29 protein-coding genes are annotated in these 26,257 nt (G+C 70.2%); 18 read left to right on the forward strand and 11 right to left on the reverse strand.

Going from position 1 to position 26,257, the window contains the following annotated elements:
* The first annotated feature begins 21 nt into the window (after positions 1–21).
* Together FJ091_01060 and FJ091_01065 are read left to right on the forward strand one after the other, a co-directional pair.
* Positions 22–1,107: a hypothetical protein gene (locus FJ091_01060; GenBank protein ID MBM4381932.1), complete on the forward strand. Its 1,086-nt coding sequence runs from the start codon at positions 22–24 to the stop codon at positions 1,105–1,107.
* 45 nt (positions 1,108–1,152) lie between these two features.
* Entirely contained in the window at positions 1,153–1,803 is a 651-nt protein-coding gene (locus FJ091_01065; protein ID MBM4381933.1) for a transglycosylase SLT domain-containing protein, read from the forward strand.
* 62 nt (positions 1,804–1,865) lie between these two features.
* On the opposite strand, the gene FJ091_01070 is transcribed toward FJ091_01065, so the two are convergent.
* Entirely contained in the window at positions 1,866–2,942 is a 1,077-nt protein-coding gene (locus FJ091_01070; protein ID MBM4381934.1) for an MBL fold metallo-hydrolase, read from the reverse strand.
* Positions 2,939–4,129: an MFS transporter gene (locus FJ091_01075; GenBank protein MBM4381935.1), complete on the reverse strand. Its 1,191-nt coding sequence runs from the start codon at positions 4,127–4,129 to the stop codon at positions 2,939–2,941. Before FJ091_01075 ends, FJ091_01070 begins: the two co-directional genes overlap by 4 nt.
* Positions 4,130–4,227: 98 nt before the next feature.
* Between FJ091_01075 and FJ091_01080 the strand changes: the two genes are divergently transcribed.
* The 3 genes from FJ091_01080 to FJ091_01090 are packed head-to-tail and all read left to right on the forward strand — an operon-like array spanning position 4,228 to position 7,329.
* Entirely contained in the window at positions 4,228–5,622 is a 1,395-nt protein-coding gene (locus FJ091_01080) for a sugar transferase (protein ID MBM4381936.1), read from the forward strand.
* 31 nt (positions 5,623–5,653) lie between these two features.
* The gene (locus tag FJ091_01085) at positions 5,654–6,793 is read left to right on the forward strand and encodes an LOG family protein (protein MBM4381937.1); all 1,140 of its coding nucleotides are present in this window, start codon (positions 5,654–5,656) and stop codon (positions 6,791–6,793) included.
* A 56-nt stretch (positions 6,794–6,849) separates the two neighbouring features.
* The gene (locus FJ091_01090) at positions 6,850–7,329 is read left to right on the forward strand and encodes a DUF4188 domain-containing protein (protein MBM4381938.1); all 480 of its coding nucleotides are present in this window, start codon (positions 6,850–6,852) and stop codon (positions 7,327–7,329) included.
* 10 nt (positions 7,330–7,339) lie between these two features.
* Here FJ091_01090 and FJ091_01095 read toward each other — a convergent pair whose 3' ends face one another.
* A complete protein-coding gene (locus FJ091_01095; GenBank protein MBM4381939.1) occupies positions 7,340–7,831 on the reverse strand; it encodes a PhzA/PhzB family protein in 492 nt (163 codons plus the stop codon).
* Positions 7,832–7,968: 137 nt separating this feature from the next.
* On the opposite strand from FJ091_01095, the gene FJ091_01100 reads away from it, so the two are divergent.
* A complete protein-coding gene (locus FJ091_01100; GenBank protein ID MBM4381940.1) occupies positions 7,969–8,772 on the forward strand; it encodes a thioesterase family protein in 804 nt (267 codons plus the stop codon).
* 64 nt (positions 8,773–8,836) lie between these two features.
* On the opposite strand, the gene FJ091_01105 is transcribed toward FJ091_01100, so the two are convergent.
* Positions 8,837–9,715 carry a TauD/TfdA family dioxygenase gene (locus FJ091_01105; GenBank protein MBM4381941.1) on the reverse strand — a complete coding sequence of 293 codons (879 nt, stop codon included), beginning with the start codon at positions 9,713–9,715 and terminating at the stop codon, positions 8,837–8,839.
* A gap of 56 nt (positions 9,716–9,771) precedes the next feature.
* Entirely contained in the window at positions 9,772–11,202 is a 1,431-nt protein-coding gene (locus tag FJ091_01110; GenBank protein ID MBM4381942.1) for an amidase, read from the reverse strand.
* Between the two features lie 140 nt (positions 11,203–11,342).
* Between FJ091_01110 and FJ091_01115 the strand changes: the two genes are divergently transcribed.
* Complete coding sequence (locus FJ091_01115; protein ID MBM4381943.1) at positions 11,343–13,028, forward strand: amidohydrolase family protein; 1,686 nt, start codon at positions 11,343–11,345, stop codon at positions 13,026–13,028.
* An 8-nt stretch (positions 13,029–13,036) separates the two neighbouring features.
* The gene (locus tag FJ091_01120) at positions 13,037–13,684 is read left to right on the forward strand and encodes a glutathione S-transferase family protein (GenBank protein MBM4381944.1); all 648 of its coding nucleotides are present in this window, start codon (positions 13,037–13,039) and stop codon (positions 13,682–13,684) included.
* Positions 13,685–13,690: 6 nt separating this feature from the next.
* Here the strand turns inward: FJ091_01120 and FJ091_01125 are convergent, their stop codons facing one another.
* Complete coding sequence (locus FJ091_01125) at positions 13,691–15,181, reverse strand: NAD(P)/FAD-dependent oxidoreductase (protein MBM4381945.1); 1,491 nt, start codon at positions 15,179–15,181, stop codon at positions 13,691–13,693.
* A 244-nt stretch (positions 15,182–15,425) separates the two neighbouring features.
* Here FJ091_01125 and FJ091_01130 point away from each other — a divergent pair, with 244 nt between their 5' ends.
* The 3 genes from FJ091_01130 (at position 15,426) to FJ091_01140 (ending at position 18,901) form a co-directional block, all read left to right on the forward strand.
* The gene (locus tag FJ091_01130; GenBank protein ID MBM4381946.1) at positions 15,426–16,877 is read left to right on the forward strand and encodes an FAD-binding protein; all 1,452 of its coding nucleotides are present in this window, start codon (positions 15,426–15,428) and stop codon (positions 16,875–16,877) included.
* 65 nt (positions 16,878–16,942) lie between these two features.
* Positions 16,943–17,359: a TfoX/Sxy family protein gene (locus FJ091_01135; GenBank protein MBM4381947.1), complete on the forward strand. Its 417-nt coding sequence runs from the start codon at positions 16,943–16,945 to the stop codon at positions 17,357–17,359.
* 87 nt (positions 17,360–17,446) lie between these two features.
* The gene (locus FJ091_01140; protein ID MBM4381948.1) at positions 17,447–18,901 is read left to right on the forward strand and encodes a hypothetical protein; all 1,455 of its coding nucleotides are present in this window, start codon (positions 17,447–17,449) and stop codon (positions 18,899–18,901) included.
* Positions 18,902–18,934: 33 nt separating this feature from the next.
* Here FJ091_01140 and FJ091_01145 read toward each other — a convergent pair whose 3' ends face one another.
* The 3 genes from FJ091_01145 to FJ091_01155 are packed head-to-tail and all read right to left on the reverse strand — an operon-like array spanning position 18,935 to position 20,664.
* Positions 18,935–19,186, reverse strand: coding sequence for a hypothetical protein (locus FJ091_01145; protein MBM4381949.1), 252 nt, complete (start codon positions 19,184–19,186; stop codon positions 18,935–18,937).
* Positions 19,187–19,246: 60 nt separating this feature from the next.
* A complete protein-coding gene (locus FJ091_01150; protein ID MBM4381950.1) occupies positions 19,247–20,356 on the reverse strand; it encodes a Gfo/Idh/MocA family oxidoreductase in 1,110 nt (369 codons plus the stop codon).
* The gene (locus FJ091_01155) at positions 20,353–20,664 is read right to left on the reverse strand and encodes a hypothetical protein (GenBank protein MBM4381951.1); all 312 of its coding nucleotides are present in this window, start codon (positions 20,662–20,664) and stop codon (positions 20,353–20,355) included. The genes FJ091_01150 and FJ091_01155 overlap by 4 nt, the downstream gene beginning before the upstream one ends.
* Before the next feature lie 39 nt (positions 20,665–20,703).
* Here FJ091_01155 and FJ091_01160 point away from each other — a divergent pair, with 39 nt between their 5' ends.
* The 7 genes from FJ091_01160 to FJ091_01190 all read left to right on the forward strand — a co-directional run bounded on the left by FJ091_01160 (position 20,704) and on the right by FJ091_01190 (position 25,467).
* A complete protein-coding gene (locus tag FJ091_01160; protein MBM4381952.1) occupies positions 20,704–22,122 on the forward strand; it encodes an amidase in 1,419 nt (472 codons plus the stop codon).
* A gap of 51 nt (positions 22,123–22,173) precedes the next feature.
* On the forward strand, positions 22,174–22,572 hold the full coding sequence (locus FJ091_01165; protein MBM4381953.1) for a VOC family protein: 399 nt from the start codon (positions 22,174–22,176) through the stop codon (positions 22,570–22,572).
* Positions 22,569–22,979 (forward strand): OsmC family protein, encoded by a 411-nt coding sequence (locus FJ091_01170; GenBank protein ID MBM4381954.1) that lies wholly within the window; start codon positions 22,569–22,571, stop codon positions 22,977–22,979. Before FJ091_01165 ends, FJ091_01170 begins: the two co-directional genes overlap by 4 nt.
* Positions 22,980–22,986: 7 nt before the next feature.
* Complete coding sequence (locus FJ091_01175) at positions 22,987–23,379, forward strand: VOC family protein (protein ID MBM4381955.1); 393 nt, start codon at positions 22,987–22,989, stop codon at positions 23,377–23,379.
* A gap of 140 nt (positions 23,380–23,519) precedes the next feature.
* Complete coding sequence (locus FJ091_01180; protein ID MBM4381956.1) at positions 23,520–24,227, forward strand: SAM-dependent methyltransferase; 708 nt, start codon at positions 23,520–23,522, stop codon at positions 24,225–24,227.
* 75 nt (positions 24,228–24,302) lie between these two features.
* Complete coding sequence (locus FJ091_01185; GenBank protein MBM4381957.1) at positions 24,303–24,869, forward strand: PepSY domain-containing protein; 567 nt, start codon at positions 24,303–24,305, stop codon at positions 24,867–24,869.
* A gap of 4 nt (positions 24,870–24,873) precedes the next feature.
* Positions 24,874–25,467 (forward strand): hypothetical protein, encoded by a 594-nt coding sequence (locus FJ091_01190; GenBank protein MBM4381958.1) that lies wholly within the window; start codon positions 24,874–24,876, stop codon positions 25,465–25,467.
* 69 nt (positions 25,468–25,536) lie between these two features.
* Here the strand turns inward: FJ091_01190 and FJ091_01195 are convergent, their stop codons facing one another.
* Positions 25,537–25,794: a hypothetical protein gene (locus FJ091_01195; protein ID MBM4381959.1), complete on the reverse strand. Its 258-nt coding sequence runs from the start codon at positions 25,792–25,794 to the stop codon at positions 25,537–25,539.
* 65 nt (positions 25,795–25,859) lie between these two features.
* Entirely contained in the window at positions 25,860–26,243 is a 384-nt protein-coding gene (gene arfB, locus FJ091_01200; GenBank protein MBM4381960.1) for an aminoacyl-tRNA hydrolase, read from the reverse strand.
* Between the last annotated feature and the right edge of the window lie 14 nt (positions 26,244–26,257).

Here is a 26,257-nt window from a genome sequence, read left to right on the forward strand (position 1 = left end):
GAACGAATTGTGGAGGTGAGCGTGAAGCATCCGCTTCTCGAGCGCGCGCAGAGCGCGGAGGTGCGCAACGCGAAGGGCTTCAAGGCCGTCGCGGCTGCGATGACGGGAGAGAGCGTCGCCGCGGATTGGGCGGCGGAGCGCGACGGCGCGCCGCGGCGCGCGGAGAGCGGGCGCAAGCACCTCGTCGCCGCGAACAAGAAGCTCGCCGCGGAGCGCAAGCCCGCGCGCGACAGCGAGCACCTCGCGCTCGCTCTCGTCACGCGCGCGAGCGAAGGTGGCGCTGCGCTCGAGCTGCCCGAGGGCGGCGCGTTCACGGCGCTGCACGCGGGCGCCGTGCTGAAGAGCGCGCAGCCCGATCCCGCGGCGGGAACGGAAGACTCAAATTGGGGCGCCGAGCCGATCGACCTGCTCGGCGTCGGCGCGGATGGGCGAATCACCGTGGCGGTCGTGCGCTGGCTCGCGCCGAGCGCGACGCGGGTGCAGACCGGCGACACCCCGCTGCGCGCGCTCCTCGACGGGCTCGCCTGGACCGCGGGGGTCGAGGCGAACCGCGAATCCCTGACGGCGGAGCTCGCGGAGAAGACGAGCACCGCGATCTCCGCTGCGCCGCCCGCGCTGCTGCTGATCGGCAGCTACCGCTGGTGGGAGCTCTCGCGCAAACGCGAGGCGCAGAAGGGCGCGGCCTGGATCAAGGAGCTGGAGCGCCTCGCGCGCGAGATCGGCGCAAAGCTCGACATCCCCATCCGTTACCTCACGCTCCGCACGCCCGGCGATCCCGGCTTCTCACACGACACGGGCGCGCCGCGCCTCGATGGCGACCCGCGCTTCGAGCCCGCGTTCGAGCTCGGTGCGGACAAGGTGCGCCCGAAGGCTGCGCCCAGCGCTCGCAAGAAGAAGGCGGCGGGGCCCGCGGCGCCGGTGAAGATCGAGGCCGACCTCTCGCGCCCGGTTCGCAGCTACGTCTCGAGCGAGCACTTCGCTGCGGGCGACCGCGTGCAGCACGCAGCGCTCGGGCTCGGCGTGGTGCAAGGGAGCGCGGGGCTCGGCAAGGTGCGCATCCAGTTCGAGTCGCGCGAAGCCGTGCTGGTGCACGATCGCCGCGCCTAACAAGCCGAGCGGAGGTCGCAGCGTGGCCTCGAAGCAGCGTGCGAGATGAGCGCACCGGAGGCGCCGGAGGGCCCGCGCGCGAGCCTCGCGCTGCGGCTCGGTGCGAGCGCGACCGCCGGCATCGCCGCGGCGCTGTTCGCGCTCGCGTGCGCGAACTTGCCGCCGCAGCAGCTCGACGATCTGTGCGGGCTGTTCGCCGAGAAGCCGGAGTGGGCCGCGGCCGCGGAGCGCGCGCGCGAGCGCTGGGGCGTCGATGCCTCCGTCTCGATGGCGATCCTCCACCAGGAGTCGCGCTTCCGCGCCAAAGCGCGGCCCGGCTGGCGCAAGGCGTTCGGCGTGATCCCGATCGGCACCGCGTCTTCCGCCTACGGCTATGGCCAGGTGCAGGACGCCGCCTGGAGCGACTACCGCGAGCGCACCAACAACCGACACGCCAAGCGCGACGACTTCGCCGACGTGATCGACTTCGTCGGCTTCTACGCGGACCTGCTCTCGCGCGCCCACGGCATCGCGAAGAGCGACGCGTTCCACCTCTATCTCGGGTACCACGAAGGCCCGACCGGCTACGCGCGCCGCAGCTTCGACCAGAAGCCGTGGCTGTTCGGCGTCGCGCGCAAAGTCTCCGAGCGCGCCGCGGGGTATGCCGCGCAGCAGCACGCCTGCCCGTACCCGCGACGCTCGGAGTCGAGCACGTGAGCTACGTGCCCGCTCCCTTCGTCGCGGGCTTCATCGCAGGTCCCCCGCTCGACGCGCCATCGTCAGTCCGAGTTCTTCTCGCGGCTCGGTAACGCGCGCGTCTCGCCCACGCTCAGCAGCGCGACCTCGTCGTCGCGCACGCGCTCGGCAGCGAGCTGCCGGCGCAGCTCGCGCGGCGCTTCGTCGGGCGGCTCGTCGGTCAGCTCGAACGTGCCCCAGTGCATCGGGAAGAGCGTGCGCGCGCGCAGCTCGCGGAAGGCGCGCAGCGCCTCGGCGGGATCCATGTGTTGGAAGTCCATGAACCAGCGCGGTTCGTAGGCGCCGATCGGCAGCAGCGCGGCGTCGATCGGCCCGAAGCGGCGACCGTACTCGGCGAAGCCGTGGAAGTAGCCCGTGTCGCCGGCGAAGAAGTACCGGCGCTCGCCCGAGTCGACGAGCCAAGCACACCAGAGCGTCTCGTTCGTGGCGTGCTCGAAGCGCTTCGACCAGTGCTGCGAGGGCAGGCACGTGATCGTGAAGCGCCCGCGCTTCGCGCTCTGCCACCAATCGAGCTCGACGACGTTGCTGCGCCCGCGCTCGCGGAACCACTCGGCGAGGCCCATCGGCACGAACCACGCGACGCTCGCGGGCAAGTGGTCGACGGCGTACGCGTCGAGATGGTCGTAGTGGCTGTGGGAGACGACGGCGAAGGCGTCCGGCGGAATCGCTTCGAGCGGAATGCCCGGGGCGACGAGGCGTTTCGGGAGCAGCGCTCGCGCGCCGAAGTGCGGGTCGGTGAGGAAGACCGCGTCCCCGTCGTGCACTGCGAACGTCGCGTGGCCGACCCAAGTGAGCTCCGCTTCGCCGCGCGGCAGGGCGCGCGCGAGCGAGGCGCCGTCGTTCGCGACGCGCGGCGCGGCTCCGCGCGCCATCCCCGCGTAGGCGTTCCTCGAGAACTGCCAGCGCAGGAACGAGAAGCCGCCGCGCGCGTCGTCGCTCGCCCACGGCACGAAGTAGCGGCCGTCGGCGCGATGGGGAGCGTGCAGCGAGGCGGCTTCCGGCGCCGCGGCGAGCGGCGGCAGCGGCTCGCCGCGTGCGAGCAGCGCGGCGGCCCCAAACAACAGCGCGAGTCCGCCGCCCGCGGCGAGCGCGCGAATCACGACGTCACTCGGAAGCGCACGAGCTCGCGCATGCGCGTCATCACCAAGCCGAGCACGCCGAGGCACGCGACGCCGCCGAACACCACGCTGAACACCGCGCTCGTGTAGTGCGCGAGGATTCCCGACTCCGCGGCGCCGAGCTCGTTCGAAGCGCCGACGAAGATCTGGTTCACCGCGGAGACGCGACCGCGCAGCGCGTCGGGCGTACCGAGCTGAATGATCACGTTGCGCGCGACCATGCTGACCTCGTCCGCCATGCCGGCGCAGGCGAGGGCGACGACCGACAGCGCGAACGACTGCGAAAAGCCGAACACGATCGTCGCGAGCCCGAACAGCGCGACGGAGATGCAGAGCGCGCGGCCGGCGCGCGCGATCGGCGGCGCCACGAGCAGCACGAGCGACATCGCCATCGTGCCGATCGGGAGTGCCGCGCGCAGGAGCCCGTAGCCCTCCGGGCCGACTTGCAGGATGTCCTTCGCGAACACCGGCAAGAGTGCGGTCGCGCCCGCGAACAGCACGGCGAACAGGTCGAGCGTCATGGCGCCAAGCACGGCCTGCGAGCGCCACACGAACGCGAGGCCCTCGAAGAACGCGCGGAGGCTCACCTCCCGGCCGGTCGGCTGCGCGGCGGCGCGCGGGATGCGCAGCACCACCAGCGAGGCGATGCCGACGAGCGCGCCGGCGAGCGCGTACGACGCCGAGTAACCGAGCGCGTCGAACACGAAGCCCGAGACGCCGTAGCCCGTCGCCCAGCCGAGATTGCGCAGCGTCGCGATCAGCGGCACCGCGCTCGGAAACAGCTCGCGCGGCACGAGGTTCGGCAGCACCGTCGCGAGCGCGGGGAACTCGACGGCGCCGCACACGGCGATTCCCGCGGCGCCGCAGAGCAGCAGCGCGGTCCCGTAATCACTCTGCAGCGCGAGCGCGAAGCACACCGCCGCGAACGCGGCTTCGGCGATCGACGTGAGCCGCACACGGTCCGTGGTGTCGGCGAGCGCGCCCGCGAAGGGCCCGATCAGCAGCACCGGCACGAACTCGACGAGGCCGATCATGCCGAGCGCGAATTTCGAGCCCGTCACCTCGTAGACGTGCCAGCCGAGCACGGACGCGAACAGCGTCGCGCCGCAAGCGCGCGAGAAGCGCGCGAGCGCGAGCGCTTTGACGCCGGGATGAGCGAGTGCTTGCAACGTCGGGTGCTGAGGCACGGGGCGCGCAGCGTGCGCGGCACATCGCGCGTGCGCAACAACGTCTCTAGTACTCCGCGCGGAATGCCGAAATGCGCTGGATGTTGAGAGCTCTGTCGCGGGAGATCGCAGCCGCGCTGCAGTTGGCGGACGTGGTCGTCAGCGCGGCGCTGTTCGTGCTGATCGTGCGGATCCCGCACTTTGGCGTGGCCGATGCCGGCCTCGCACTGCTGCCGCTCGGGCTCGCGGCGGCGCTGGTGTGGCCGATCTCGCTGCGCCTCATGCATCTCTACGACTCGCACCGGCGCGATCCCATCAGCGCGGTCTCGCTCTTGCTCGCGCTGGCGGCGCTCTCGTCGGCGTTCGGCCAATCGGCCGTCGCCTTCGCGACCGGCTTGGAGCTCGATCCCACGTTCCCGATCGTGATCGCATGCGCGCAGCTGGGCGTGCTCGGCGGCCTGCGCATCGTGCTGTTGGGAGCCGCGCGCCTGTTCCGCCGCGCCGGTCACAACACGCGCAACGTGCTGATCGCCGGCTCCGGGCCGCGCGCCGCGTACGTGGAGGACGTGATCGCGCGGCATCCCGAGTGGGGCCTGCGCGTGATCGGCTTCATCGATGGGGGCTTTCCCGAGCGCGGCCCCGCCGTCGCGCCGGACCGCGTGTTCCCGCTGGATTCGATCGACGACATTCTCGCGGACCAGGTGATCGACGAGGTGATCGTCGCGGTGCCGCGCTCGAAGCTCGAAGAGAGCGTGCGCGTCGTCGACGCCGCGACCAGCGCCGGCGTGCCGATCACGCTGCTCTCGGACGTGTTCGGCGATCTGCTCCCGACGCCGCGCGTGAAGCGCTTCGGCGCCTTGCCCGCGCTCGCGTTCGCGCCCGTTCACCATCCGGCCGGCTGGCTCGCGGTGAAGCGCGCGATCGACGCGGGCGGAGCGGCCGTGTTGTTATTGGCCGCGGCGCCGGTGCTGGCGCTGTGCGCGCTCGCCATCAAGCTCACTTCGCCGGGCCCCGTGTTCTTCCACCAGGTGCGCTGCACGCTGAACGGGCGGCTGTTCTCGATGCCGAAGCTGCGCACGATGCTGGTGGACGCGGAGGAGAAGAAGCTCGCGCTGGCGGCGCAGAACGAGATGAGCGGCCCCGTGTTCAAGATGCGGAGCGATCCGCGCATCACTCCGGTGGGCCGCTTCCTGCGCCGCTACAGCCTCGACGAGCTGCCGCAGCTGTGGAGCGTGCTGCGCGGCGACATGAGCCTCGTGGGCCCGCGCCCCGCGATTCCCAGCGAGGTGGCCGAGTACCGCACCGCCGAGCGCCGCCGGCTCTCGATGCGCCCGGGTCTCACGTGCCTCTGGCAGGTGAGCGGCCGCAACAAGATCGGCTTCGAGGATTGGGTGCGGCTCGATCTCGAGTACATCGACACCTGGTCGCTCGCGAGCGACTTCACGATCTTGCTGCGCACGCTGCCTGCGGTGCTGCGCGGAGAGGGCGCCAGCTAGGCAAATGTCTTCCGCCGCTAAACCTCCGCGCATGAACCGCCCGCGCCGCCGCTACGAGCTCCGCAGCGATGCACTCAACCAGGCCGTCGACGCGCTCGTCGCGCAGGCGCGCGAGCAGTTCGGCGGACGCGACGACGACGCGGCCGAGTACGCGCGCCAGATGGTCGTCACCGCGCTGCGCTTTCTGCGCGACGACCCGGCGGACGGCGACTTCAAGCTCGTGAACGCCGCGATGAAGGAGCTCCGCCACGCGCTGCGCGTGTTCGCGCCGTACGAGAGCGTGCGCAAAGTCTCGGTGTTCGGCAGCGCGCGCACGCTGGCGGGCGCGCCGGACTGGGTGCAAGCCGAGCGCTTCGCGGAGGCGATGGCGCGGCGCGGCTGGATGATCATCACGGGCGCGGGCGGCGGCATCATGCAAGCGGCGCAGGGCGGCGCGGGCCGCGACGCCTCGTTCGGCGTGAACATCCGCCTGCCGTTCGAGCAGGCTGCGAACGAGGTCATCGCGGGCGACGCGAAGCTCGTGAACTTCCGATACTTCTTCACGCGCAAAGTCAGCTTCGTGCGCCACTCGCACGCGATCGCGCTCTTTCCTGGCGGCTTCGGGACGCACGACGAGGGCTTCGAGGCGCTCACGCTGATCCAGACCGGCAAGAGCGAGATGCTGCCCGTCGTGTTCGTCGACGCACCCGGCGGCGACTACTGGCGCGACTGGGCGCAGTACGTGGACGAGCATTTGTTAGGGCGAAAGCTGATCTCGCCGGACGATGTCGCGCTCTTCCGCGTGACCGACTCGGTCGACGAAGCGGTCGCCGAGGTGACGCGCTTCTACCGCAACTACCACTCGAGCCGGTACGTAGGCGACCGCCTCGTGCTGCGCGTGCAGGAGGCCCCGAGCGGCGACGCGCTGGCGGCGCTCTCGCGCGAGTTCGCGGACCTGCTCGTGGGCGGTGCGATCGAGGCGAGCGGCGCGCTGCCGGAAGAAGGCACGGACGCGGTGGGCCTCGCGCGCCTCGTCTTGCGCTTCGACCGCAAGAGCACGGGCCGGCTGCGGCGGCTGATCGATCGTGTGAACGAGATCGCGCCGCGAGGCGAAGCGGCCGCGCGCGCGGCGGCGCACCAGATCGTGCCCGCGGAGATGCCGGCGGACGCGGAGCGCGAAGAGGCGGAGTAGGCCGGCCTTCCCGTCGCCTCCCCGCTATGCTGCGCGCGGCGCGCGAGGGGGTCGAGATGGCGGAGATTCGTGCGGAACGCCTGACAGCCGAAGTCGACGGTGAGTTCGTCGTGTTCCTGATCGGCATGCGCGTGAACAAGCTCTGGAAGCTGCACAAGTGGCTGCCGGTCGCGTTCGCGATGGGGCGCATGCTGCAGGAGATCGAGAAGGATCGCGCCACGGGCTTTCTCGGCGTCGAGCAGTTCGGTTTCCTGAGCGGAGTGCTCGTGCAGTACTGGCGCTCGTTCGATCACCTCGATAAGTACGCGCTCGACAAGCAGCGCGCGCACTTGCCGGCGTGGAAGGCGTTCAACCAAGCCGTCGCGTCGAACGGCGACGTCGGCATCTGGCACGAGACGTATCACGTGCGACCGGGCGACTACGAATGCGTCTACAACAACATGCCGCTGTTCGGGCTCGCGAAGGCGACTCGCGCGGTGCCTGCGACGGGGCGGCGCGAGTCCGCGACGGGGCGCATGGGCAACGCGAACGTCTAGGTCGGGCGCGTCACTTCACTGGCGGTAGGACGATCGGATCCGGCTTCTGCGAGGCGGGCCACGGCTTGTTATGGCGCGCCATGATCGCCGCGGTCTCGCGCTCCCAGTGCTCGCGACCGAACGCCTTGTACGTCTGGAACGGGTTGCAGTACTCGCGCATGCGGAACGCCTGCCCGTCCTTCGACGTGACCTGCGAGAAGTAGCGCTGCGTGTAGTCGCCGCCGTTCACCGTGGGGCCGCCGCCGTGCGACTCGATGATGATCGTGTCGGGGTCGGACGTGTGATAGAAGCCGACGACCTTGGTCGAGAAGCGCGGCACCACCGAGAGCAGCAGCTCGAAGAAGCGCCCCACCGCCTCGCGCCCGACGAAGACCACGGGCGTCTCGAACATCGGCCCCTCCCAGATCGCGTCCTCGTGCAGCGCGTCGGGCCAGATCTCGCGCTGCTGCGCGAGCGTCGTGAGCTGCCCGCCGAATGCGTCGCCGATCGTCTTGCGTGCCATCGGAGCCCCCGAGTCTCGAGCAGTCGATGCTAGGCGCTCTCGACCGCCGCCGGACGGGGTGTGCAAGGTCTGACCCTGCAGGTTCTGCGCGCGGCGGCGCGGCGCGGCGCACGAAAATTCCTAGCCTCCCGCGCCTCATGCAGAACCAGCCCGCCCTCGATCTCTCCCGCGTCTTCCGCCTCGAGCCGCACGGCCCCGACACGTACCTCGCCGAGAGCCCGCACTATCCGTGGGGCCGCATCTACGGCGGCCTCGTGATCGCGCAGGCGCTGTGGGCCGCGACGCAGACCGTGCGCGCGGAGCACGCGGTCCACTCGCTGCACGCGTACTTCATTCTCGGCGGCGAGTTCGCGGAGCCCGTGCGCTACGAAGTCGACCGCGTGCGCAACGGCCGCTCGTTCACGACGCGCCGCGTGATCGCGCGCCAGAGCGCGGGCGCGATCCTCACGCTCGAGTGCTCGTTCCAGCGCTTCGAGGAGGGCGTCGAGTCGCAGCCGCTCGCGATGCCGAGCGGCGTGCCCGCACCCGACACGCTGCCGCCCGTGTACGACGCCGGGCTCGATCGGCGCGAAGTGGCGGTGCCCGCGCCGCGCTCGCTGATCTGGGGTCGCTTCCCGCTGCCGCTCGGCGACGATGCGCGCCTGCACGCCTGCGCGCTCGCCTACCTCAGCGACATGAACGCGATGGACGCGATCTCGAACTCGCGCGCGGGCGGCCCGCCGAGCGGCGAGCCGGGCTCGTTCGACTTCATGGGCGCGAGCCTCGACCACGCCGTGTGGTTCCACCGCCCGCTGCGCGCGGACGAGTGGTTGTTGATGGAGATGACCGGCCACGGCCTGATCCGCACGCGCGGCCTCGCAACCGGCCACGTGTTCGACCGCAGCGGCGTGCACGTCGCGACGATTGCGCAGGAGGGGTTGCTGCGGCCGAAGAAGGGGTGACGCGCACCTGGGACGTACGCGCACCAAAGCGCGCACCTGGGACGTACGTGCACCTCGCTCCCGGCTACTCGCCCTTCGCGCCGCGCTGCTGCTCGTACCAGCGGAGCAGCACGCGGTCGTGGCGCGTCTGCGCGCTGCGCAGGCTCGGCTTCCACGCGGGCCAGCGCGGCTCGTTGCCCTTCACCTGATCGCCCATGATCGTGACGCGCTGGATCACGCGCTCGCCCACGAAGTCCGTAACGACACAGTGCTGCGTGACGCGGTTGTCCCACATGCCGATCGTGCCCTCGCTCCAGCGGTAACGGACCACGAAGCGCTCCTGCTGCACCCAGCTCGTGAGGAAGCCGAGCAGCGCCGCGCTCTCGGGCGCGGACAGCTCGACGATGCGGCGCGTGAAGTGCTCGTTCACGTAGAGCGCGCGGCGGCCGGTGTCGGGATGCACGCGCACGACGGGGTGCACCGTCATCTTGTCGGGCTGCCCGTGCGGCTCCGCGTTGTGCAGAGCGGTGAGGCCGTCGCACAGCTCGCGCAGCGGAGCGGAGAGCGCGTCGTACGCGGCGCACAGGCTCGTCCACATCGTGTCGCCGCCGACCGCGGGGCACTTCACCATGCGCAAGATCGAGAGCTGCGACGGCGAGGGCAGGAAGGTGAGGTCGGTGTGCCACTCGTCGGCGATGCCGCCGTGCGTGGCCGCGAGCTCGAACAGCTCGGGATGCTGCGTGTACGGATTCTTCAGGTGCGGGTGCGCCTCGAGCGGCCCGAAGTGCCGCCCGAACGCGACGTGCTGCTCCACCGTGAGGTTCTGCGCGGGGAAGAACAGCACGCCGTGCTCGAGCAGCAGCGCACGAATGCGGTCGGCATCGGACGCAGTCGCACGCGCGAGGTCGATCCCGCGCACCTCGGCGCCCAGCGCGCCGGCGAGGCGGGTGATTTCGAGGGGCATCGTCGTGTCCTCCGGTGACGGGGTCAGACCCTGCGTCGTCGCGTCCCGCGCGGCCGTCACGAAGCTCGCGCCGGCGTACGCGTGAACCACGGCCGCGCCTGCTCGAGCTGCGCGGCAAGGCGGAAGAGCGTGGCCTCGTCGTTGTGGCGGCCGATGAACTGCACGCCGATCGGGAGCCCAGCCGCGTTCCAGGAGAGCGGCACGCTCATCGCCGGCGTGCCCGCGCTGTTGGCGAGCTGCGTGTACCCGATCGCCTGCATCAACCCCGCGGTCTGCTCGGCGAAGTTCGGGTTCGAGAGCGACAGCACGCCGAGCTTGGTCGGCGGCGCGCCCATCGTGGGCGAGAGCAGAACGTCGTAGCTCGTGAGGAACTGCGCGAGCTCGCGGCCGGTGCGGTGCAGCACCTTGATCGCCGCCGCATACGCGACCGAGTCGAGATTCTTCGAGATGCTGGCGGTGAGCCACGTGCCGGGCTCGACGTCGTCCTGCTTCGGCTCGCGCCCGAGCTTGCGCGCGCCTTCCTCGATCGCCCAGCGGATGTTCGCGCTCACGACGGTGAGCGTGCTCTTGCGCAGCTCCTCGATCGACGACGGCGCGAAGCGCGCGCGCTCGACGTGATGCCCTAATGACTCGCACAGCTTCGCCGCGTCTTCCGCCGCCGCGCGGCAGTCCGGGTGCGTCGGCGCCTCGTTCCACGTCTCGGTGTCGAGTGCGATGCGCAGCCGCCCCGCCGGCGCGCCCACTTCCGCGAGCCACGGCCGCAGCGGCGGCTGCGCGGCGTAGGGCGCACCGAGATCGGGGCCGGCGGTGGCGTCGAGCAGGGCGGCGCTGTCGCGCACCGATCTCGTGACGGCGTGCACGCAGCTCATGCCGCTCCAGCCTTCGCCCGAATCGGGCCCGAGTGGCGTGCGGCCGCGCGTGGGCTTCATGCCGAACAACCCGCAGCAGCTGGCGGGGATTCGGATCGAGCCGCCGCCGTCGCTCGCGTTGGCGAGAGGTGTTAGGCCGCCCGCGACCGCCGCACTCGCCCCGCCCGAGGAGCCGCCGGAAGTGTGCTCGAGGTTCCACGGATTCTTCGTCTGCCCGAACAGCCGCGACTCAGTCGTGCACGTCAGCCCGAACTCCGGCGACGCGCTCTTGCCGAACGTGATCAGCCCCGCGCGCCGGTAGCGCGCCACCAGCTCGCTCTCGCGCATGGGCACGTTCTCGGCGTAGAGGTTCGAGCCGTTCGTGGTGCGCACGCCTGGCAGGTTCAGGTGCAGGTCCTTCAGCAGAAACGGCACGCCCTCGAACGGACCGCGCGGAACCTCCGCCTTCGCCGCGGCGCGCGCCTGTTCGAACATCGGAACCACCACCGCGTTCAGCTCGCTGCGCTTCTCGCAGCGCGCGATCGCCGCCTCGAGCAGCTCGCTCGCGCTCACCGCGCGCTTCTTCACCAGGGCCGCGAGGCCGAGGCCGTCGTGGGAGTCGTAGTCGTTCATGGAGATCCCTCCGGAAATCGCGGTTTCGGCGTCTGACGCTGCACCGCGATCTTGCCGCAACTTCGTCGCCAACTTCGCGAGTCTCGCATTGAGGTAGGCTGCCTCGCACAACGGCCTGCGCTCGCGCGGCCCACCCGGAGGCGCCCATGCACGACCTCGTGATTCGCGGCGGAACCATCGTCGACGGCTCGGGAGGCGCGCGCTTCAGCGGCGACGTCGCGATCGCGGGCGGTCGCATCGTGGAAGTGGGCGCGGTCTCGGGTCGCGGCAAGCGCGAGCTCGATGCGCGCGGCCTGCTCGTCACGCCGGGCTGGGTCGACGTGCACACGCACTACGACGGCCAAGCCACGTGGGACTCGCTGATCTCGCCCTCGTGCTGGCACGGCGTAACAACTGCCGTGATAGGCAACTGCGGCGTCGGCTTCGCGCCGGTGAAGCCCGGCACGCACGACTACTTGATCAAGCTGATGGAAGGCGTCGAGGACATCCCCGGCACCGTGCTGTGGGAAGGCGTGCAGTGGGCGTGGGAGAGCTTCCCCGAGTACCTCGATGCGCTCGCCTCGAAGCCGCGCGCGATCGACATCGCCGCGCAGGTGCCCCACGCCGCGCTGCGCTTCTACGTGATGGGCGAGCGCGGCGCCGACCACACCGAGGCGCCCACGCCGGCCGAGATCGACGCGATGGGCGTGCTCGCGCGCGACGCGGTGCGCGCCGGCGCGCTCGGCTTCACCACCTCGCGCACGAAGAACCACCGCGCGAGCGACGGCCGCTACACGCCGAGCCTCACCGCGCCGAAGGACGAGCTCGTCGGCATCGCGCGCCGCATGGGCGAAGCGGGCAAGGGCGTGTTCGAGATCGTGTCGGACTTCGCCGGCCGCGACGCCGAGTGGGAGATGTTCCGCGAGATGATCCGCGTCTCGGGCCGTACCGCGTCGCTCTCGCTCGCGCAGGCGGACCAATCGCCGGAGTCGTTCCGCGGCGCGCTCGCGCAGCTCGACGCCGCCAACGCCGCGGGTCTGCCCTTCAAGGCGCAGGTTCCCGCGCGCGCGATCGGCGTGATGCTCGGCTTCGAGGCCTCGCTGAATCCGTTCTGCGGCCACCCGAGCTGGCAGGAGCTCGCGAAGCTCGCGCCGAAGGAGCGCCTCGCGAAGTTGCGCTCGCCCGAGGTGCGCGCGCGCTTGTTAGGCGAGAAGTCCGCGGCGCCGGGGCTCGCGGTGCTCGTGTGCGCGTTCGACAAGATCTTCCGCAGCGGCGACTACGAGCCGACCGCGGAGCAAAGCTGCGCCGCCGAAGCGAAGCGCCGCGGCGTCGCGCCCGAAGTGGTGGCGTACGACTGGCTGCTCGAGGACGAGGGCCGCGCGCTGCTCTATCGCCCCTTGCTCAACTACGCGAACTACTGCCTCGACGCGACGCACGAGATGCTCCAGCACCCGCACGTGGTTCCCGGCCTCGGCGACGGCGGCGCGCACGTGGGCCTGATCAGCGACGGCTCGTTCCCGACCTTCCTGATCTCGCACTGGGCCAAGGACCGCACGCGCGGCCCGAAGCTGCCGCTCGAGAAGCTCGTGAAGGCGCAAAGCGCCGACACCGCCGCGCTCGTCGGCCTCACCGATCGCGGCCGCATCGCGGTCGGCATGAAGGCCGATGTGAACGTGATCGACTTCGACGCGCTCGGCGTGACGAAGCCGGAGATCGCGTACGACCTGCCCACCGGCGGCAAGCGCCTGATCCAGCGCGCGCGCGGCTACGTCGCGACGGTGTGCAGCGGCGCGGTCACGTTCGAGCGAGGGGAGAGCACGGGGGAGTTGCCGGGCGTGCTGGTACGGAGCTGAGCGCGTCGGTGAAGCTCTACGACTCGCATCTCTCGCCATTCTCCTCCCGCGTTCGCATCGTTCTCTACGCGAAGAACCTGCCCCACGAGCAGCTGAAGCCGCCGGGAGGGACGGGCTCGCCGGAGTACAAGGCGATCAACCCCACCGGCAAGGTGCCGGCTCTCGTACACGACGGGCGTGTGCTGCCCGAGTCGGGCGTGATCTGCGAGTACCTCGAGGACCTGCACCCAAGCCCCGCGCTGCGTCCTGCCGACGCGCGTCAACGCGCGGACATGCGCGTGCTCGCCGCGATGCCCGATCTGTACCTAATGCCCGAAGTGTTCCCACTGTTGCGCAACCTGAGCCGCAAGGGGCGCGACGAGGGCGCGGTCGCGGCGGCGCTCGCGAGCGTCGCGAGCGGCTTCGATCGCCTCGAGCAGTTCCTCGTCGCGGATCCACACGCCGCGGGCGGCGAGTTCACGCTCGCCGACGCGAGCGTCGTGCCGAGCACGCACTTCATCACACGCGTGCTCGCGCGCTTCGACGCGCCCGCACCCGCTGCAGCGCGGCCGAAGCTCGCGCGCGTCATGGAGGCCGCCGCCAAGAACGCCGCCGCTGTGCGCGTTCTCGGCGAGATGACCGCTGCGCTCGACGAGCGCATCCCGCTGCCGCGCTGAGCGGCGCTACCCGTACACGAACTCCTTCCCGCCGAGATCGATCGCCGGAATCTCCTCCTTCTCCCGCCAGTAGTCCTGCGTGTGCTGCCACTCGGGCCTGTCGAGGCGCTGCGGGAGCTTGTCCATCGCGCGCATCAGGTAGCCCGGGTTGAAGTTGTCGGGCGCGATCCACGGGAGGCGCGGCAGGCCCCGATCTTCGGGCCGCAGCGTCACGTCGACGCGTTTCTTGCCGGTGCGGTCCATGTGGTTCAGCAGGCGGCACACGAAGTCGGCGAGCAGGTCCGCGCGCAGCGTCCACGAGGCGCGGAAGTAGCCGAAGATCCATAACAAGTTCGGCACGCCGGTGAACATCATGCCGCGGTAGGTGACGCTCTCGTGCAGGTCGAGCGGCTTGCCGTCGATCGTGTACGCGATGTCGCCCAGGATCGCGATGTTGAAGCCGGTGGCGGTGACGATGATGTCCGCCTCGAGCAGCTTGCCGGACTTCGTGAGCACCCCCGTCTCGGTAAAGCGCTCGATCTCGTCGGTCACCACCGAGGCCTTGCCCGCGACGATGCCCTTGAACAGGTCGCCGTCCGGGATGAACGCGAGCCGCTGCTGCCACGGGCGGTACTTCGGCGTGAAGTTGCGCTTCACCTCTTCCTCGCCGAGGAACGCGCGCGCCGCGGTGAGGAGCTCTTCCTTCACAGCCTCGCCCTCGTTCATGCAGCGCTGCGTCTGGATGTGCTGATCGTGCAGGATCTTCCGCCGCACGATCTCGTGGATCCACATCTCGTCGATGTCGAGCTCGCGCAGCGTGTCGGCGAGCTCGTTCTTGTTAGGAGCCGGCATGAAGTACGTGGGCGAGCGCTGCAGCACGGTCGTGTGCGCCGTCTCGGCCGCGATCGCCGGCACCACCGTGGCGGTGGTGGCGCCGGAGCCGATCACGAGCACGCGCTTGTTCTTGTAGTCGAGGTCCTTGGGCCACGACTGCGGGTGCACGAGCACGCCGCGGAAGCGCTCCATGTCCTTCCACTCCGGCGTGTAGCCCTTCGCGTGGTGGTAGTAGCCCTGACACATCCACAGGAAGCTCGTCGTGAAGCGGAACTTCTCGCCCGTGTCGGTGCGGTGCGCGTCGACGGTCCACAGGTTGGTCTTGCTCGACCACGAGGCGGCGTCGATCCAGTGCTTGTACCGGATGTGCCGCGCGAGATCGTTCTCCGCGATCACCTCGCCCATGTACTTGAGAATCTCGTCGGCGGTCGCGATGGGCGCGTTCGTCCACGGCTTGAAGCGGTAACCGAAGGTGTAGAGGTCGCTGTCGGAGCGGATGCCCGGGTAGGTGTGCGTGAGCCAGGTGCCGCCGTAGCTCTCGAGCGCATCGAGCACGACGAAGCTCTTGCCGGGGCACTGGTCTTGGAGGTGCTTCGCGCCGCCGACGCCCGAGATGCCCGCGCCCACGATCAGCACGTCGAAGTGCTCCACCCGCTGCGCCCCGCCGCCGTTCGTTCCCGCCATGCCGCGTCCCTCTCTGATGATTCGCGCGCGCGCTGCGCGTCGCGATCCGCGTTCGTTCCGCATCGGTGCAAGCGATGTGCCCCGCGCGGCGCACGAGGGATCGCACAAGGCGAGGCGGGGCGCTGCGCCGATGCGCCACAGCTGAGGCGATGCGCTACCGCGTCGACTTCGCTGGGCTTCGGCTCGCTGCTCGCCTCCTCTGCATTAGCCTGCGCGACTTCCCGCTGCTCAGGAGCAAACTTCGATGGCCGGCCACGACTACCGCGTGCTCGACGCACGCGAGATCACGAAGTGGGACGACGAGGCCGACGTCGTCGTCGCGGGGCTCGGCTGCGCGGGCGCGTGCGCCGCGATCGAGGCGCGCCTCGCGGGCGCGAGCGTGCTCGTGCTCGAGCGCGCGAGCGGCGGCGGAGGTGTTACGGCGATGGCGGCCGGCCACGTCTACATGGGCGGCGGCACGCGCGTGCAGAAGGCGGTCGGTGTCGCGGACAGCGTGGAGGACATGGAGAAGTATCTCGTCGCGAACACGCCCGATCCCGATCGCGACAAGATCCATCTCTATTGCAGCGAGTCGGTCGCGCACTTCGATTGGCTCGTCGCGCAGGGCGTGCCGTTCAAGGACTCGATGTACAAGGGCAAGCACGTGCTCCAGATGACGGACGAGTGCCTGATCTGGAGCGGCAACGAGGAGGCGTGGCCGTATCGCGAGCAGGCGAAGCCGGCGCCGCGCGGGCACAAGGTGGCGCTCGAGGGCCACGCCGGCGGCGCGAAGATGATGGAGCTCCTGATCGAGCGCGCGAAGTCATTAGGGGCGCGCATCGAGATCGATTGCTGGGTGCGCGAGCTGGTGCGCGACGGCGCGCGCATCGTCGGCGTGCGCTACCGGCGCGACGGCGCGGAACGCACGGTGCGCGCGCGGAAGGGCGTGGTGCTCGCGACCGGGCACTTCACCAACAACTCCGAGATGCTCGGGAAGTACGCGCCACACCTGCTCGACGAGCGCTACGAGCGGCAGTACACGCCGAGCGACGACGGCGCGGGCATCCAGCTCGGCCTCGCGGCGGGCGGCGAGGCGCTGCACATGGCCGGCGCCCTGATTACTTATCCCTTCTATCCGCCCGAGCATCTGCTGAAGGGCGTGCTCGTGAACAAGCTCGGCAAGCGCTTCGTCGCCGAGGACGTCTACCACTCGCGCTCGAGCATCGAGATCACGCTGCAGCCCGATGCCGAGGCGTATCTCATCGTCGACGAAGAGACGTTCGGGCGGCCGGAGTTCGGCGGCTGGGACGTCGTCGACGCGTGGGAGGACTTCGCGTCGATGGAGGCCGACCTCGGCATGCCGAAGGGCGCGCTGCAGAAGACGCTCGCCGAGTACAACGCGAACGCCGCGAAGCGCGAAGACCCCGAGTTCCACAAGCACTACAAGTGGCTGAAGCCTCTCGACAAGCCGCCGTTCGCTGCGCTGCGCGGCTCGCTCGGCAGCGGCGCGTTTCGCACGTTCACGCTCGGCGGCCTGCGCGTCTCGCGCGATGGCGAGGTGCTGCGGCCTGATGAGTCCGCCATTGCCGGCCTCTATGCCGCGGGCGCGTGCGCCTCGAACATCGCGCAAGACGGGAAGGGCTACTCGAGCGGCACGTGCATCGGGGAGAGCACGTTCTTCGGGCGCAGGGCGGGGCGGAAGGCGGCGGCGAGCTGAGGTCGAATCGCGCGCACCTCGCGCGTCGTTCGTGAGAACGTGAGCACGCCGACCCGAGGTGACGCATGCCGTACGACGAAGGACTCGCTCAGCGCATCCGTGAAGTCGTCGATGACGACCCGCGCATCTCCGAGAAGCGCATGTTCGGCGGCGTCGCGTTCATGGCGAACGGCAACATGGCGGTGGGCATCATCCGCGACGAGCTGATGGTGCGCGTCGGGCCCGAGGCCTACGACGCTGCGATCGCGCTGCCGCACGCGCGACCGATGGACTTCACCGGCCGCCCGATGCGCGGCTTCGTGCAAGTCGCGCCCGCCGGCTTCGAGGACGACGCGGACCTGCGCGCGTGGATCGCGCGCGGCGTCGCGTTCGCGGTGACGCAGCAGAAGAAGCCGACGCGCGCGAAGGCCGCGAAGAAGGGCGGGAAGCCTGCGGCGAAGAGGGCTCAGCGCGCGAAGGCAAAGCCCGGTCGTAAGCGCTGAACCCTACGAACTGTCAGGCCGCTGTGAACTACTTAACAGCATGCCATCGCCGCCACGGCGCAGGCTGCGCTCCAAAGGAGATTCGCCTTGCGGATAGAGTTGGCCGTCGCCCTCGGAATCGCGCTTGCACCGGTGTCGGTGGCTGCAACTGGCACAGACGCGTTCTCCGCGTTCAAGCAGGTGCGCAAGCTGCTCGTCGAGAACGATTGCGCCTCGTTCGTCGACATCTTGGTCGAGATCGACGAGCCGCCGTCGGACGCCGTCCGGCGCTTCGACACGATCGCCAAGGACTTTGAGGCGCGACCACAACTCGCGCGGAGTCTCTATCCGTGCGGAGATGCGAAGGCGACGCCCGCGGCGGCAATGGGAGAGCGGGCGAAGTCCGCGATCGCCGCGCCTGCCACGCCGCGCGAATCCACGCCACCCGCGGTTGCCTTCGCGCGAGTGGCGGCGACACCAGACGCCGCTGCCGGACTGGATGCTGCGCCCACCTCCGACAATTCGTCCGATGAGGGCGGCAGTCAGGAAAGCGCGAGCGGAGACAACAAGAAAGAAGCCACCGACGATCCATCCGCGTGGAGTCGGCTCCACATTGGGCTCGGGCTCGTCTATCTGAATCCGTTCAGTCTCGAGCGAGTCAACACTGTCCCGCCCACGATCCCGCGTGAGTTCTCCTTCTCCGAGGAAGACACGAAGCTGCGTCCGTTCTTCGAGATTGGTTGGAAGCGCCGCGCCGCGTGGGACGCACTCAACGAGGGCGCTGGAGAGGAGTCTTGCTTCGGGCTTGCGGCCGTCAGTGCCGACTGCAGTAAGGCCAAGGCGGTTACGCGAATCGACTTCGAGGCGCGCGCTGGAGTCATCCTGAACCCCGACGACAAGGCCTCGGGCTCGTCCCTGTCCGGCTCGGGCGAAGGCTGGATCGAGGCCGCTCTCGGGTTCCCGCTGGTCTCGTGGGGCGACCGCCGTTCCCGAATGTCGGCGAACCTCGAGGTTTTCGGGAGCATAGTTGCGGACGCCGGAGCGGAGGACTTGCACTCGACTTTGTTACTCGGGCCCTCGATTGTCTTCTCATCGCGACTCTGGAAGCGCCCGGTGGAAGGGCTTCTTCGCGTGGGAGGCGTGTGGACAGACCTGCCGCGCATCATCCCGAATCGGTTCGATGCAGAGGGCGACGCGCTCGTGAGTAGCGAGAACGGATTCCCTCACTTCAAGAACGAGTGGGGCGCGGTCGGGACGCAGTTTCAAATTCAGATCCCTCTCAAGCCCCCTGCAGAGGACAGCAAGACCACCGGCCTCGCTTTCTTCCTGCGCGGCAATTACTACGCGGGCTTCGACCCGAACCCGTGGACGGTGCAGTTTGGTCTCACGAGCGACGGGTCCTTCTTGACCGGGTTGATCCCGCCTGCACTGACCAATCTCCTTGGCGGCACGGGAAACGGAGACGGCAAAGAGGGCGAGGAGGGCGCCCAGGACATTCCCGATTCGAAGGAAGCGGAAGGCACTGAGAACACCCCGGACGAAGCGGACGAGACTGACGCGTAAAGCTGCGGCTCGGGAAGGTGAGTTGCTAACTCTCTACTCCGCACCCCCGCCCTTCGTCTTCAGCTCGCTCGCGTGCTGCGAGATGAAGCCGCGAATCTCGTCGCCCATGCCGAGGATGCGCTCCCACTCCTCGCGATAGAACGTGATCGGGAAGCGCCTCATCCCGTACAGCGAGACGCCGCCCTTCTCGCTCACCTTGAGGTACGTGCCGCGCTTCTCCTTGGCCTTGAGCGCTTCGTTCTCCGCGCGCAGTCGTTCGAGCTCCGCCTTCATGTCTTCGCTCATCTCGTCCCTCCTCGAGTTGTTACGTCGAGCACCGTAGCGCCGCGCTCACTCGCTTCGAGGTCACATCACCTCGCTCGTCTCCACCGGCCGCTTCTCCCGCGCACTGCGTTCTGCCGCAACGCCGATCGCCACCGCGCGCAGCCCGTCCTCCGCACTCACCTCGACGCGCGCGCCCTTCGTCACCGCGTCGAAGAAGCGCAGGTGCTGGAAGTAGGTGGAGCCGTGGTGGTGGCCCGCGGCGAGCGCGCGTGCGTCCACCGCGATGTGCTCGCTCGCGACGCTGCGCGGTGAGCGGCGCCCGATCACGAGTGTCGACTCGGGGATGAAGCACTCGACCTTGCCGCGCTCGCCGACGGCGCAGATCTCCTCCTGATTGCGCGAGGCCTCGGCGAACATGCACAGGTCGAGCATTGCCCGCGCGCCGTTCGCGAAGTCCACCGTGACGAATGCGTTGTCGAGGATGTCGGGCGTCTCGCCGGCGTAGCGCTCGTCCTTGTGATTCACGTCCTGCGCGGCCGACGCGTAAACGCGCGTTGCCTCGCTCCCGCACTCGACTCCGCTCGCCTTCGCCCCGCTGCGCGCTTCGCTTGCCGCGACCACGAGGCGCATCAGATCGAAGAAGTGGCAGCACTTTTCCACGAGCGTGCCGCCGGTGTTGCGCGCGAAGCGGTTCCAGTCCCCGACTTTCGGGAGGAACGGGAAGCGGTGCTCGCGGATCGCGAACATGCGGAGCTGCCCGATCGTGCCCGCGCGCACTTCGTCGAGCAGCCGCGCGACGGGCGGCATGTAGCGGTACTCCATCGCGCACCACACCGGCGCTGGGTGTGCGGCCGCGCGCTCCACGGCCCAGCGCGCGTCGGCGATGGTGGTGCAGAGCGGCTTCTCGACGAGGATCGGCAGCTTCGTCGCGAACGCGGCATCGAGCACTGCGCGATGCGTGTGGTTCGGCGTCGCGATCACGAGCGCGTCGACGCGCGCATCCGCGAGCAGCTCCTCCGCGCGCTCGTACTCGCGCGGGCCGTCGCCCGTAACAACTCGCGCCCAGCGTCGCGATTCGGCGTGCGGGTCCGCGAACGCCACCACTTCGGCGCCGGGAATCAGCGCGAGGTTCTTCAGATGCTCGATGCCCATCATGCCCGCACCGATCAGGCCGTAGCGGAGCTGCGTCACTTCCGGCGCTCCTTCTCCATCACCACGCCGTAGGCGACGCCGCTCTCCGGGGGCAGCAGCGCCGCGATGCGCCAGCCGGTACCCGAGAGGGCGCGGCGCAGCTCCGCCGGAGACGCGAGCCAGTAGTCGAACCACGGCGTTGCGAAGAAGCGATGTCGAACGCGGATGCGCAGCTGGCCGCCGAGCCTGCCTCGCGCGCGGTTCAAGCGGTGGTAGCGGCGGTGATCCGGGACGATCTCATGCCCGGGCCGGCCCCCGAGGTGGTCGAGCACGAGCTGGCCGTAGGCGTCTTTTTCGCGCGACAACATCCGCGCATCCTGCCAGAGAGCGGGCGTAGAATCGCGCCCATGGACAAGACACTCTCCCTCACGCTGACCGAGCTCATCGCGCGCCTGCGCCTCAAGAAGCTCTCGCCCGTGGAGCTGATGACGGCGGTGCTCGCGCGCATCGACGAGACCAACGGCGATCTCAACGCCGTGGTCTCGATGCGCGACCGCGACGTGCTGCTCGCCGACGCGCGCGCAGCCGAGGCGCGCATCCAGCGCGGCGAAGCGCGCGCGCTCGAGGGCATTCCGCTCGGCGTGAAGGACCTCGAGTACGCGGCGGGCCTGCCAGTGACGTTCGGCAGCCTCGTCTACAAGGACAAGGTCGCCGATCGCGACGAGGCGCAGATCGCGCGGCTGAAGGCCGCCGGCGCGATCGTCGTCGGCAAGACGAACGCGCCCGAATTCGGGCACACCGCGATCACGAAGAATCTCGTGTACGGCACGACGCGCTCGCCGTGGAACCTGGACGTCACGCCCGGGGGCAGCTCGGGCGGCTCCGCGGCGGCGCTCGCCGCGTGCGTGCTGCCACTTGTTACGGCGAGCGACGGCGGCGGCTCGATCCGCATCCCCGCGAGCTTCGTCGGCGCCTACGGGCTCAAGACTTCGTACGGGCGCATCCCGCACGACATGCTCGATCTCTGGGAGACGGGCGACACGGCGGTCGCGGGTCCGCTCACGAAGAGCGTGGCCGACGCCGCGCTTCAGCTCGACGTGACGTGCGGCCCGCATCCGCTCGATCCCAACTCGCTGCCGCATCCGGGCATCTCGTACGTCGAGGCGCTCGCGGAGGAGCTGCCCGCGGGCACGCGCTTCGGCTTCTCGCCGGATCTCGGCTACGGCGTGGTGCAGTCCGACATCGCGGCGGTGGTGGAAGACGCCGCGCAGGCATTCGTCAAGGCGGGGCACCGCCTCGTCCCGATCGCGGGTGGGCCACCGATGCTCGGGGCAGCGTGGGGAATGCTCGGCGCGTTCGCGCAGCTCGGGCGTCTCGCGCAGTTCCTGCCCGAGAAGGAGCAGCTCTTCACGCGCGCGTTCCTGACCGGCATCAAGACCGGCTCGAAGCTCACGCCGGAGCGCGCGGGCGAGATCAACCGCCTGCGCAACCAGCTGAACGCGTGGTGCGCCGACGTGTTCTCGCGCGTCGACTTCCTCATCACGCCGACGGTTCCGTACGACCCACCGCCGGCCAAGGGTCCATTCCCCGAGGAGACCGAGGGGCGCCGGCAGCCGCCCGCGGGCGTCGCGGCGTTCACGATTCCGTTCAACCTCTCGTGGCACCCCGCGGCGACGCTGCGCGCCGGCTTCTCGAAGCGCGGCTTGCCCGTCGGTCTGCAGATCGTCGGCCCGCGCCACCGCGAGGATCTCGTGCTGCAGGCGTCGCTCGCGTTCGAGCGCGAGCGTCCGTGGCACCCGAAGTGGGCGACGAGCTGGAGCCATTAGGAGGGGTCGACTCGGCATGCGCGATCACCGCACTTCGAGGCTTCGCTTGCCGTGCACCGCTCGCGGCTGATCGGCGTGATCGTTGATTGCCAGCGCGACGACTTCGCGCGGGGCGTTGGCTTCTGGGCTGGCGCACTCGGCGCGACGGCGACGCAGGAGCCGAACGGCAGCCGCTTCGTGCGCCTGGGCGGCGTGCGCGGCGCGCTCGAATGGCTCGCGCAGCCGATCGACCCCGCGGAGCGCGCGTTTCACGTCGATTTCGAGACCGACGACCTCGAAGCCGAGGTGCGTCGCCTCGAAGCGCTGGGCGCGACGCGCAAGAAGCTCGTGCGCGGTGTGCACTGGGTGATGACTGCGCCGACGGGTCACGAGCTCTGCGTGCTGCCGGTGCAGAGCCCGGATTGGCCCGCGGGCGCTATGACGTGGACGCAATCGGGAGAGAAGCGATGACCGTCCGCATGGCCGTGACTTATCAAGGTGACCTCCACTGCGAAGGCGTGCACGAGCCCTCGGGCACGCGCATCGAGACCGACGCGCCCAAGGACAACGAGGGCCGCGGCGAGCGCTTCTCGCCCACCGATCTCGTCGGCGCCGCGCTCGGCAGCTGCATGCTCACCGTGATGGGCATCGTCGCGCGAAGGCACGCGTGGGACATGACGGGGGCACGCGCCGACGTGGAGAAGGAGATGGTCGCGCAGCCGCTGCGGCGCATCGGCCGGCTCGGGCTGCGCATCGAGATGCCCGCGGGCATTCCGCAGAGCGCGCGCGCCGTGCTGGAACGCGCCGCGCACACCTGCCCGGTACACCAGAGCCTGCATCCCGACGTGAAGATCGAGCTCGCGTTCGTGTGGAAGTGAGGCGCGCGTGATCGACCACCTCTCGACGTACGCGACGCGCTTCGACGCGACGAAGCGCTTCTACGAAGCGGCGCTGGCAGTGCTCGGCTCGAAGCTGCAACGCGAGATGGTCACGAGCTGGGACGCTTCGTTCCCGACGCGGCGCATGTGCGCGTTCGGTTCCACGCGCCCGATCTTCTGGGTGATCGAGGTGCGCGAGCCTGCAACGCCGCGGCACACCGCCTTCAGCGCGAGCTCGCGCGCGGAGGTCGACGCGTTCTACCGCGCGGCGCTCGCCGCGGGCGGACGCGACAACGGCGCGCCGGGCGTGCGCGCGATCTATCACCCCGACTACTACGGCGCGTTCGTGCTCGATCCCGACGGCAACAACGTCGAAGCCGTTTGCCACGCGCCCGCGTGACGCGCGCTCGCGAGAAGATCTCGCGCGAGCGCGTCGCGAGCGAGGTGCCTCTGGGCGTGCCGCCCGCGCTGCTACAGGATCTGCACCTGCTCACGCGCGAGGGCGATCTCAATGCCGACGCGCGCCGCAAGCTGAAGCAGATCAAGCATCTCGTAGGCTTGTTGGGACCCGCGCTCGACGACGTCTACGCGCGCCACGAGCAGCCGCAGCTGGTGGACTGCGGCGCGGGCAAGAGCGCGCTCGGCTTCTTGCTCTACGCGCTGCGCGTCGGGCCTGCGGAGCGCGGTGCGCTCACGGCGATCGAGGCGCGCTCGGATCTCGCCGCCGCGGCGAAGGAGCGCGCCGCGCGGTACGGCTTCGCGCGCATGCGCTGCCTCGCGAGCGAGATCGCGCACGCGGCGCCCGAGCTGCCCGAGCGCGTGCACGTGCTCACCGCGCTGCACGCCTGCGACACCGCGACCGACGACGCGCTCGCGCTCGCGATCGCGCGCGGCGCGGACTGGGTGGCGGTCGTGCCGTGCTGTCAGGCCGAGGTCGCGCGCGAGCTCGCGAAGGCGAAACCCGAGGACGCCGCTGCGCGCGAGCTGTTCGCGCACGCCTGGCACCGCCGCGAGTTCGGCGCGCACCTCACGAACGTGATCCGCGCGCTCGCGCTCGAGGCGCGCGGCTATCAGGTCACGGTCACCGAGCTCGCCGGCTGGGAGCACTCGCTCAAGAACGAGCTGATCCTCGGCAAGCGCGTGAAGCGCTTCGACGCGGGGGCCCAGCAGCGGCTGGGCGCGCTCCTCGAGCGGTTCCAGGTGCGGCCCGCGCTCGTGCGCCTGCTGGACGAGACCGCGGCGAGCTGACGCGCGGCAACGCGCGACGTTGCGGGCGCGCGCTCGCTCGGCATGATGCGCCGACTCTGCGTGAGCGAGGGGTGAATGCGGCGCTGGCTCGTGGACCTGCACCTGTATCTCGGGCTCATCTCGCTGCCGTACGTCGTCCTCTTCGGCGTGAGCTCGATCCTCTGGAATCACGACGTTCGCGGGACGCGCACGAGCGAGGTGTGGGAACGTGTGGTCGCAGCGCCGCACGACGGTAAGCCGCGCGACCGCGCGGTCGCCGTACGCGACGCGCTCGGCCTTCACGGCCTCGTGCACGAACGCGACGTGCGCCAAGCGCCGGACGGCGGGCTGCGCTTTCGCGTGATCTACCCGGCTCGCCGCGCCACGGTCGAAGTCGACGCCACCGGCCACGCGCGCGTGAACGAGACCTATTACGGGTTCGCGGAGGTGATCCGCGCCCTGCACGGGTTCCACGGCTGGGACGTGTCCGCGTGGGGCTATTCCTGGATGCTTTTCACCGATCTCTCCGTGGGCGCGTTCGCATTCTTCATCGTGACCGGCGTCTGGCTCGCGTGGCTGCGCGTGAACGCCCGCGCGCCGCTGCTGGGGACCGGCGCGCTCGCGGCGGTGGTCACGGGCGCGCTCGCCGCGTGGATCTGGTAACGCGATGTACCCGCTGATCCGCGACATCCACGCCTATCTCGGCGTCGCGCTCGCGGCGCTGCTCGCGATCTACACCTGGACCGGCTTCGAGATCGTGCACGGCGGAGGAAAGCGGCCGCGCGAGATCGCGCGCAGCGAGCCGAGCGTCACGCCGGTGGGCGGCGCGAACGACGCGATCGCGCGCGTCGAAGCCGCCGCGCGCGCTGCCGCGGAGCAGGCGGGCCTCGCGGGCGGCGCCGTCGTTCGCGCGCGCTTCGAGAAGGGCGCATGGCGCGCCCGCGTCGAGCGCGTCTCGCAGTACGCCGAGGTCACGCTCACGCCCGGATCCTCGAGCGCGGAAGTGCGTCTATGGCGCTACCCGGCGCGCGGCGGCGTTACGCAGCTCCATCACGTGAGCCTCACCGACGCGCGCGGCGCGCGCTTCGCGTGGGCGATCGCGATCGACGTGCTCAGCGTGGCGCTGATCGCGTTCGCGCTGACGGGCGTGCTGCTGTTCCTCGCATTGAAGCGGGAGCGGCGACTCGGCTGGGCGCTGCTCGCGGCGAGCACGCTGTACACGCTGGGGTCGATCGCGCACCTGGTGACCGGTGCGCCGTGAGAGATGAGGGCCACGCGTCCTTCGACGCGGCGAGCACTCCGCGAGAAGCCCTGCTCGCGTCAGGCTCGGTCAGTCTCCCTCGATCGCGTCCGCCACGTCTTCGCGCACGTCCTCGACCTTGTCTTTGATCTCGTCCTTCGCGTCGTCGAACGCGTCGTCCATCTCGCGGCCAGCGCGCTCGATCGGGCCCTCGTTCGGGTGGAGCAGCTTGTCCACGGCTTCGTCCATCTTGCGCCCCGCCTTCTCGGCCGGGCCTTCTTCCTTGCACGCCGCGCCCGCGATCGCGAGCGAAGTGATTAGGGCGAGTGCGAGTCGCGAGCGGGTCATCGCCGATCCTCCAAGCGGTCTGCGCAGGCTCGCAGACAATCGCGAGCGATCAACTGCGGCTCGCGTCAGTCGTGATCGTCGCGCCGCACGCGCCCGCGCTGCTGCTTGCGCGCCGCGGACGCGCGCTTCTCGCCGAGCCGGCGCTCGCGGCTCGCGCGCGTGGGCTTCGTCGCGCGGCGAGGGCGCTGCGTCGCGAGCGCGGCGGCGAGCAGCGCCTCGAGGCGCAGGTGCGCGAGCTCGGCGTTGCGCGCGCGCGAGCGCGTCTCGTCGCAGGCGACGCGCACGCGGCCCTCGGCGTCGAGGCGGTTCGCGAGCTTCGCGCGAATGCGCGCCGCGGCGTCGTCGCCGAGCGCGCGCGCGGCCTCCGCGAGATCGAGGCTCAGCTCGACGCGCGTCTCGACCTTGTTCACGTTCTGCCCGCCGGGCCCGCCCGAGCGGCTCGCGCGCATTTCGAGCGCGCGCG

The organism is Deltaproteobacteria bacterium, from assembly GCA_016875395.1.
GTDB lineage: Bacteria > Myxococcota_A > UBA9160 > UBA9160 > UBA6930 > VGRF01.

Excerpts from the sequence above, each read along its gene's own strand:
- FJ091_01065 (MBM4381933.1), top strand. The coding sequence starts at position 1,153 with ATGAGCGCACCGGAGGCGCCGGAGGGCCCGCGCGCGAGCCTCGCGCTG.
- FJ091_01080 (MBM4381936.1), top strand. The coding sequence starts at position 4,228 with ATGTTGAGAGCTCTGTCGCGGGAGATCGCAGCCGCGCTGCAGTTGGCG.
- FJ091_01085 (MBM4381937.1), top strand. The coding sequence starts at position 5,654 with ATGAACCGCCCGCGCCGCCGCTACGAGCTCCGCAGCGATGCACTCAAC.
- FJ091_01090 (MBM4381938.1), top strand. The coding sequence starts at position 6,850 with ATGGCGGAGATTCGTGCGGAACGCCTGACAGCCGAAGTCGACGGTGAG.
- FJ091_01095 (MBM4381939.1), bottom strand. The coding sequence starts at position 7,831 with ATGGCACGCAAGACGATCGGCGACGCATTCGGCGGGCAGCTCACGACG.
- FJ091_01100 (MBM4381940.1), top strand. The coding sequence starts at position 7,969 with ATGCAGAACCAGCCCGCCCTCGATCTCTCCCGCGTCTTCCGCCTCGAG.
- FJ091_01105 (MBM4381941.1), bottom strand. The coding sequence starts at position 9,715 with ATGCCCCTCGAAATCACCCGCCTCGCCGGCGCGCTGGGCGCCGAGGTG.
- FJ091_01115 (MBM4381943.1), top strand. The coding sequence starts at position 11,343 with ATGCACGACCTCGTGATTCGCGGCGGAACCATCGTCGACGGCTCGGGA.
- FJ091_01125 (MBM4381945.1), bottom strand. The coding sequence starts at position 15,181 with ATGGCGGGAACGAACGGCGGCGGGGCGCAGCGGGTGGAGCACTTCGAC.
- FJ091_01130 (MBM4381946.1), top strand. The coding sequence starts at position 15,426 with ATGGCCGGCCACGACTACCGCGTGCTCGACGCACGCGAGATCACGAAG.
- FJ091_01135 (MBM4381947.1), top strand. The coding sequence starts at position 16,943 with ATGCCGTACGACGAAGGACTCGCTCAGCGCATCCGTGAAGTCGTCGAT.
- FJ091_01145 (MBM4381949.1), bottom strand. The coding sequence starts at position 19,186 with ATGAGCGAAGACATGAAGGCGGAGCTCGAACGACTGCGCGCGGAGAAC.
- FJ091_01155 (MBM4381951.1), bottom strand. The coding sequence starts at position 20,664 with ATGTTGTCGCGCGAAAAAGACGCCTACGGCCAGCTCGTGCTCGACCAC.
- FJ091_01160 (MBM4381952.1), top strand. The coding sequence starts at position 20,704 with ATGGACAAGACACTCTCCCTCACGCTGACCGAGCTCATCGCGCGCCTG.
- FJ091_01170 (MBM4381954.1), top strand. The coding sequence starts at position 22,569 with ATGACCGTCCGCATGGCCGTGACTTATCAAGGTGACCTCCACTGCGAA.
- FJ091_01185 (MBM4381957.1), top strand. The coding sequence starts at position 24,303 with ATGCGGCGCTGGCTCGTGGACCTGCACCTGTATCTCGGGCTCATCTCG.
- FJ091_01190 (MBM4381958.1), top strand. The coding sequence starts at position 24,874 with ATGTACCCGCTGATCCGCGACATCCACGCCTATCTCGGCGTCGCGCTC.
- FJ091_01195 (MBM4381959.1), bottom strand. The coding sequence starts at position 25,794 with ATGACCCGCTCGCGACTCGCACTCGCCCTAATCACTTCGCTCGCGATC.
- arfB (MBM4381960.1), bottom strand. The coding sequence starts at position 26,243 with ATGCGCGCGAGCCGCTCGGGCGGGCCCGGCGGGCAGAACGTGAACAAG.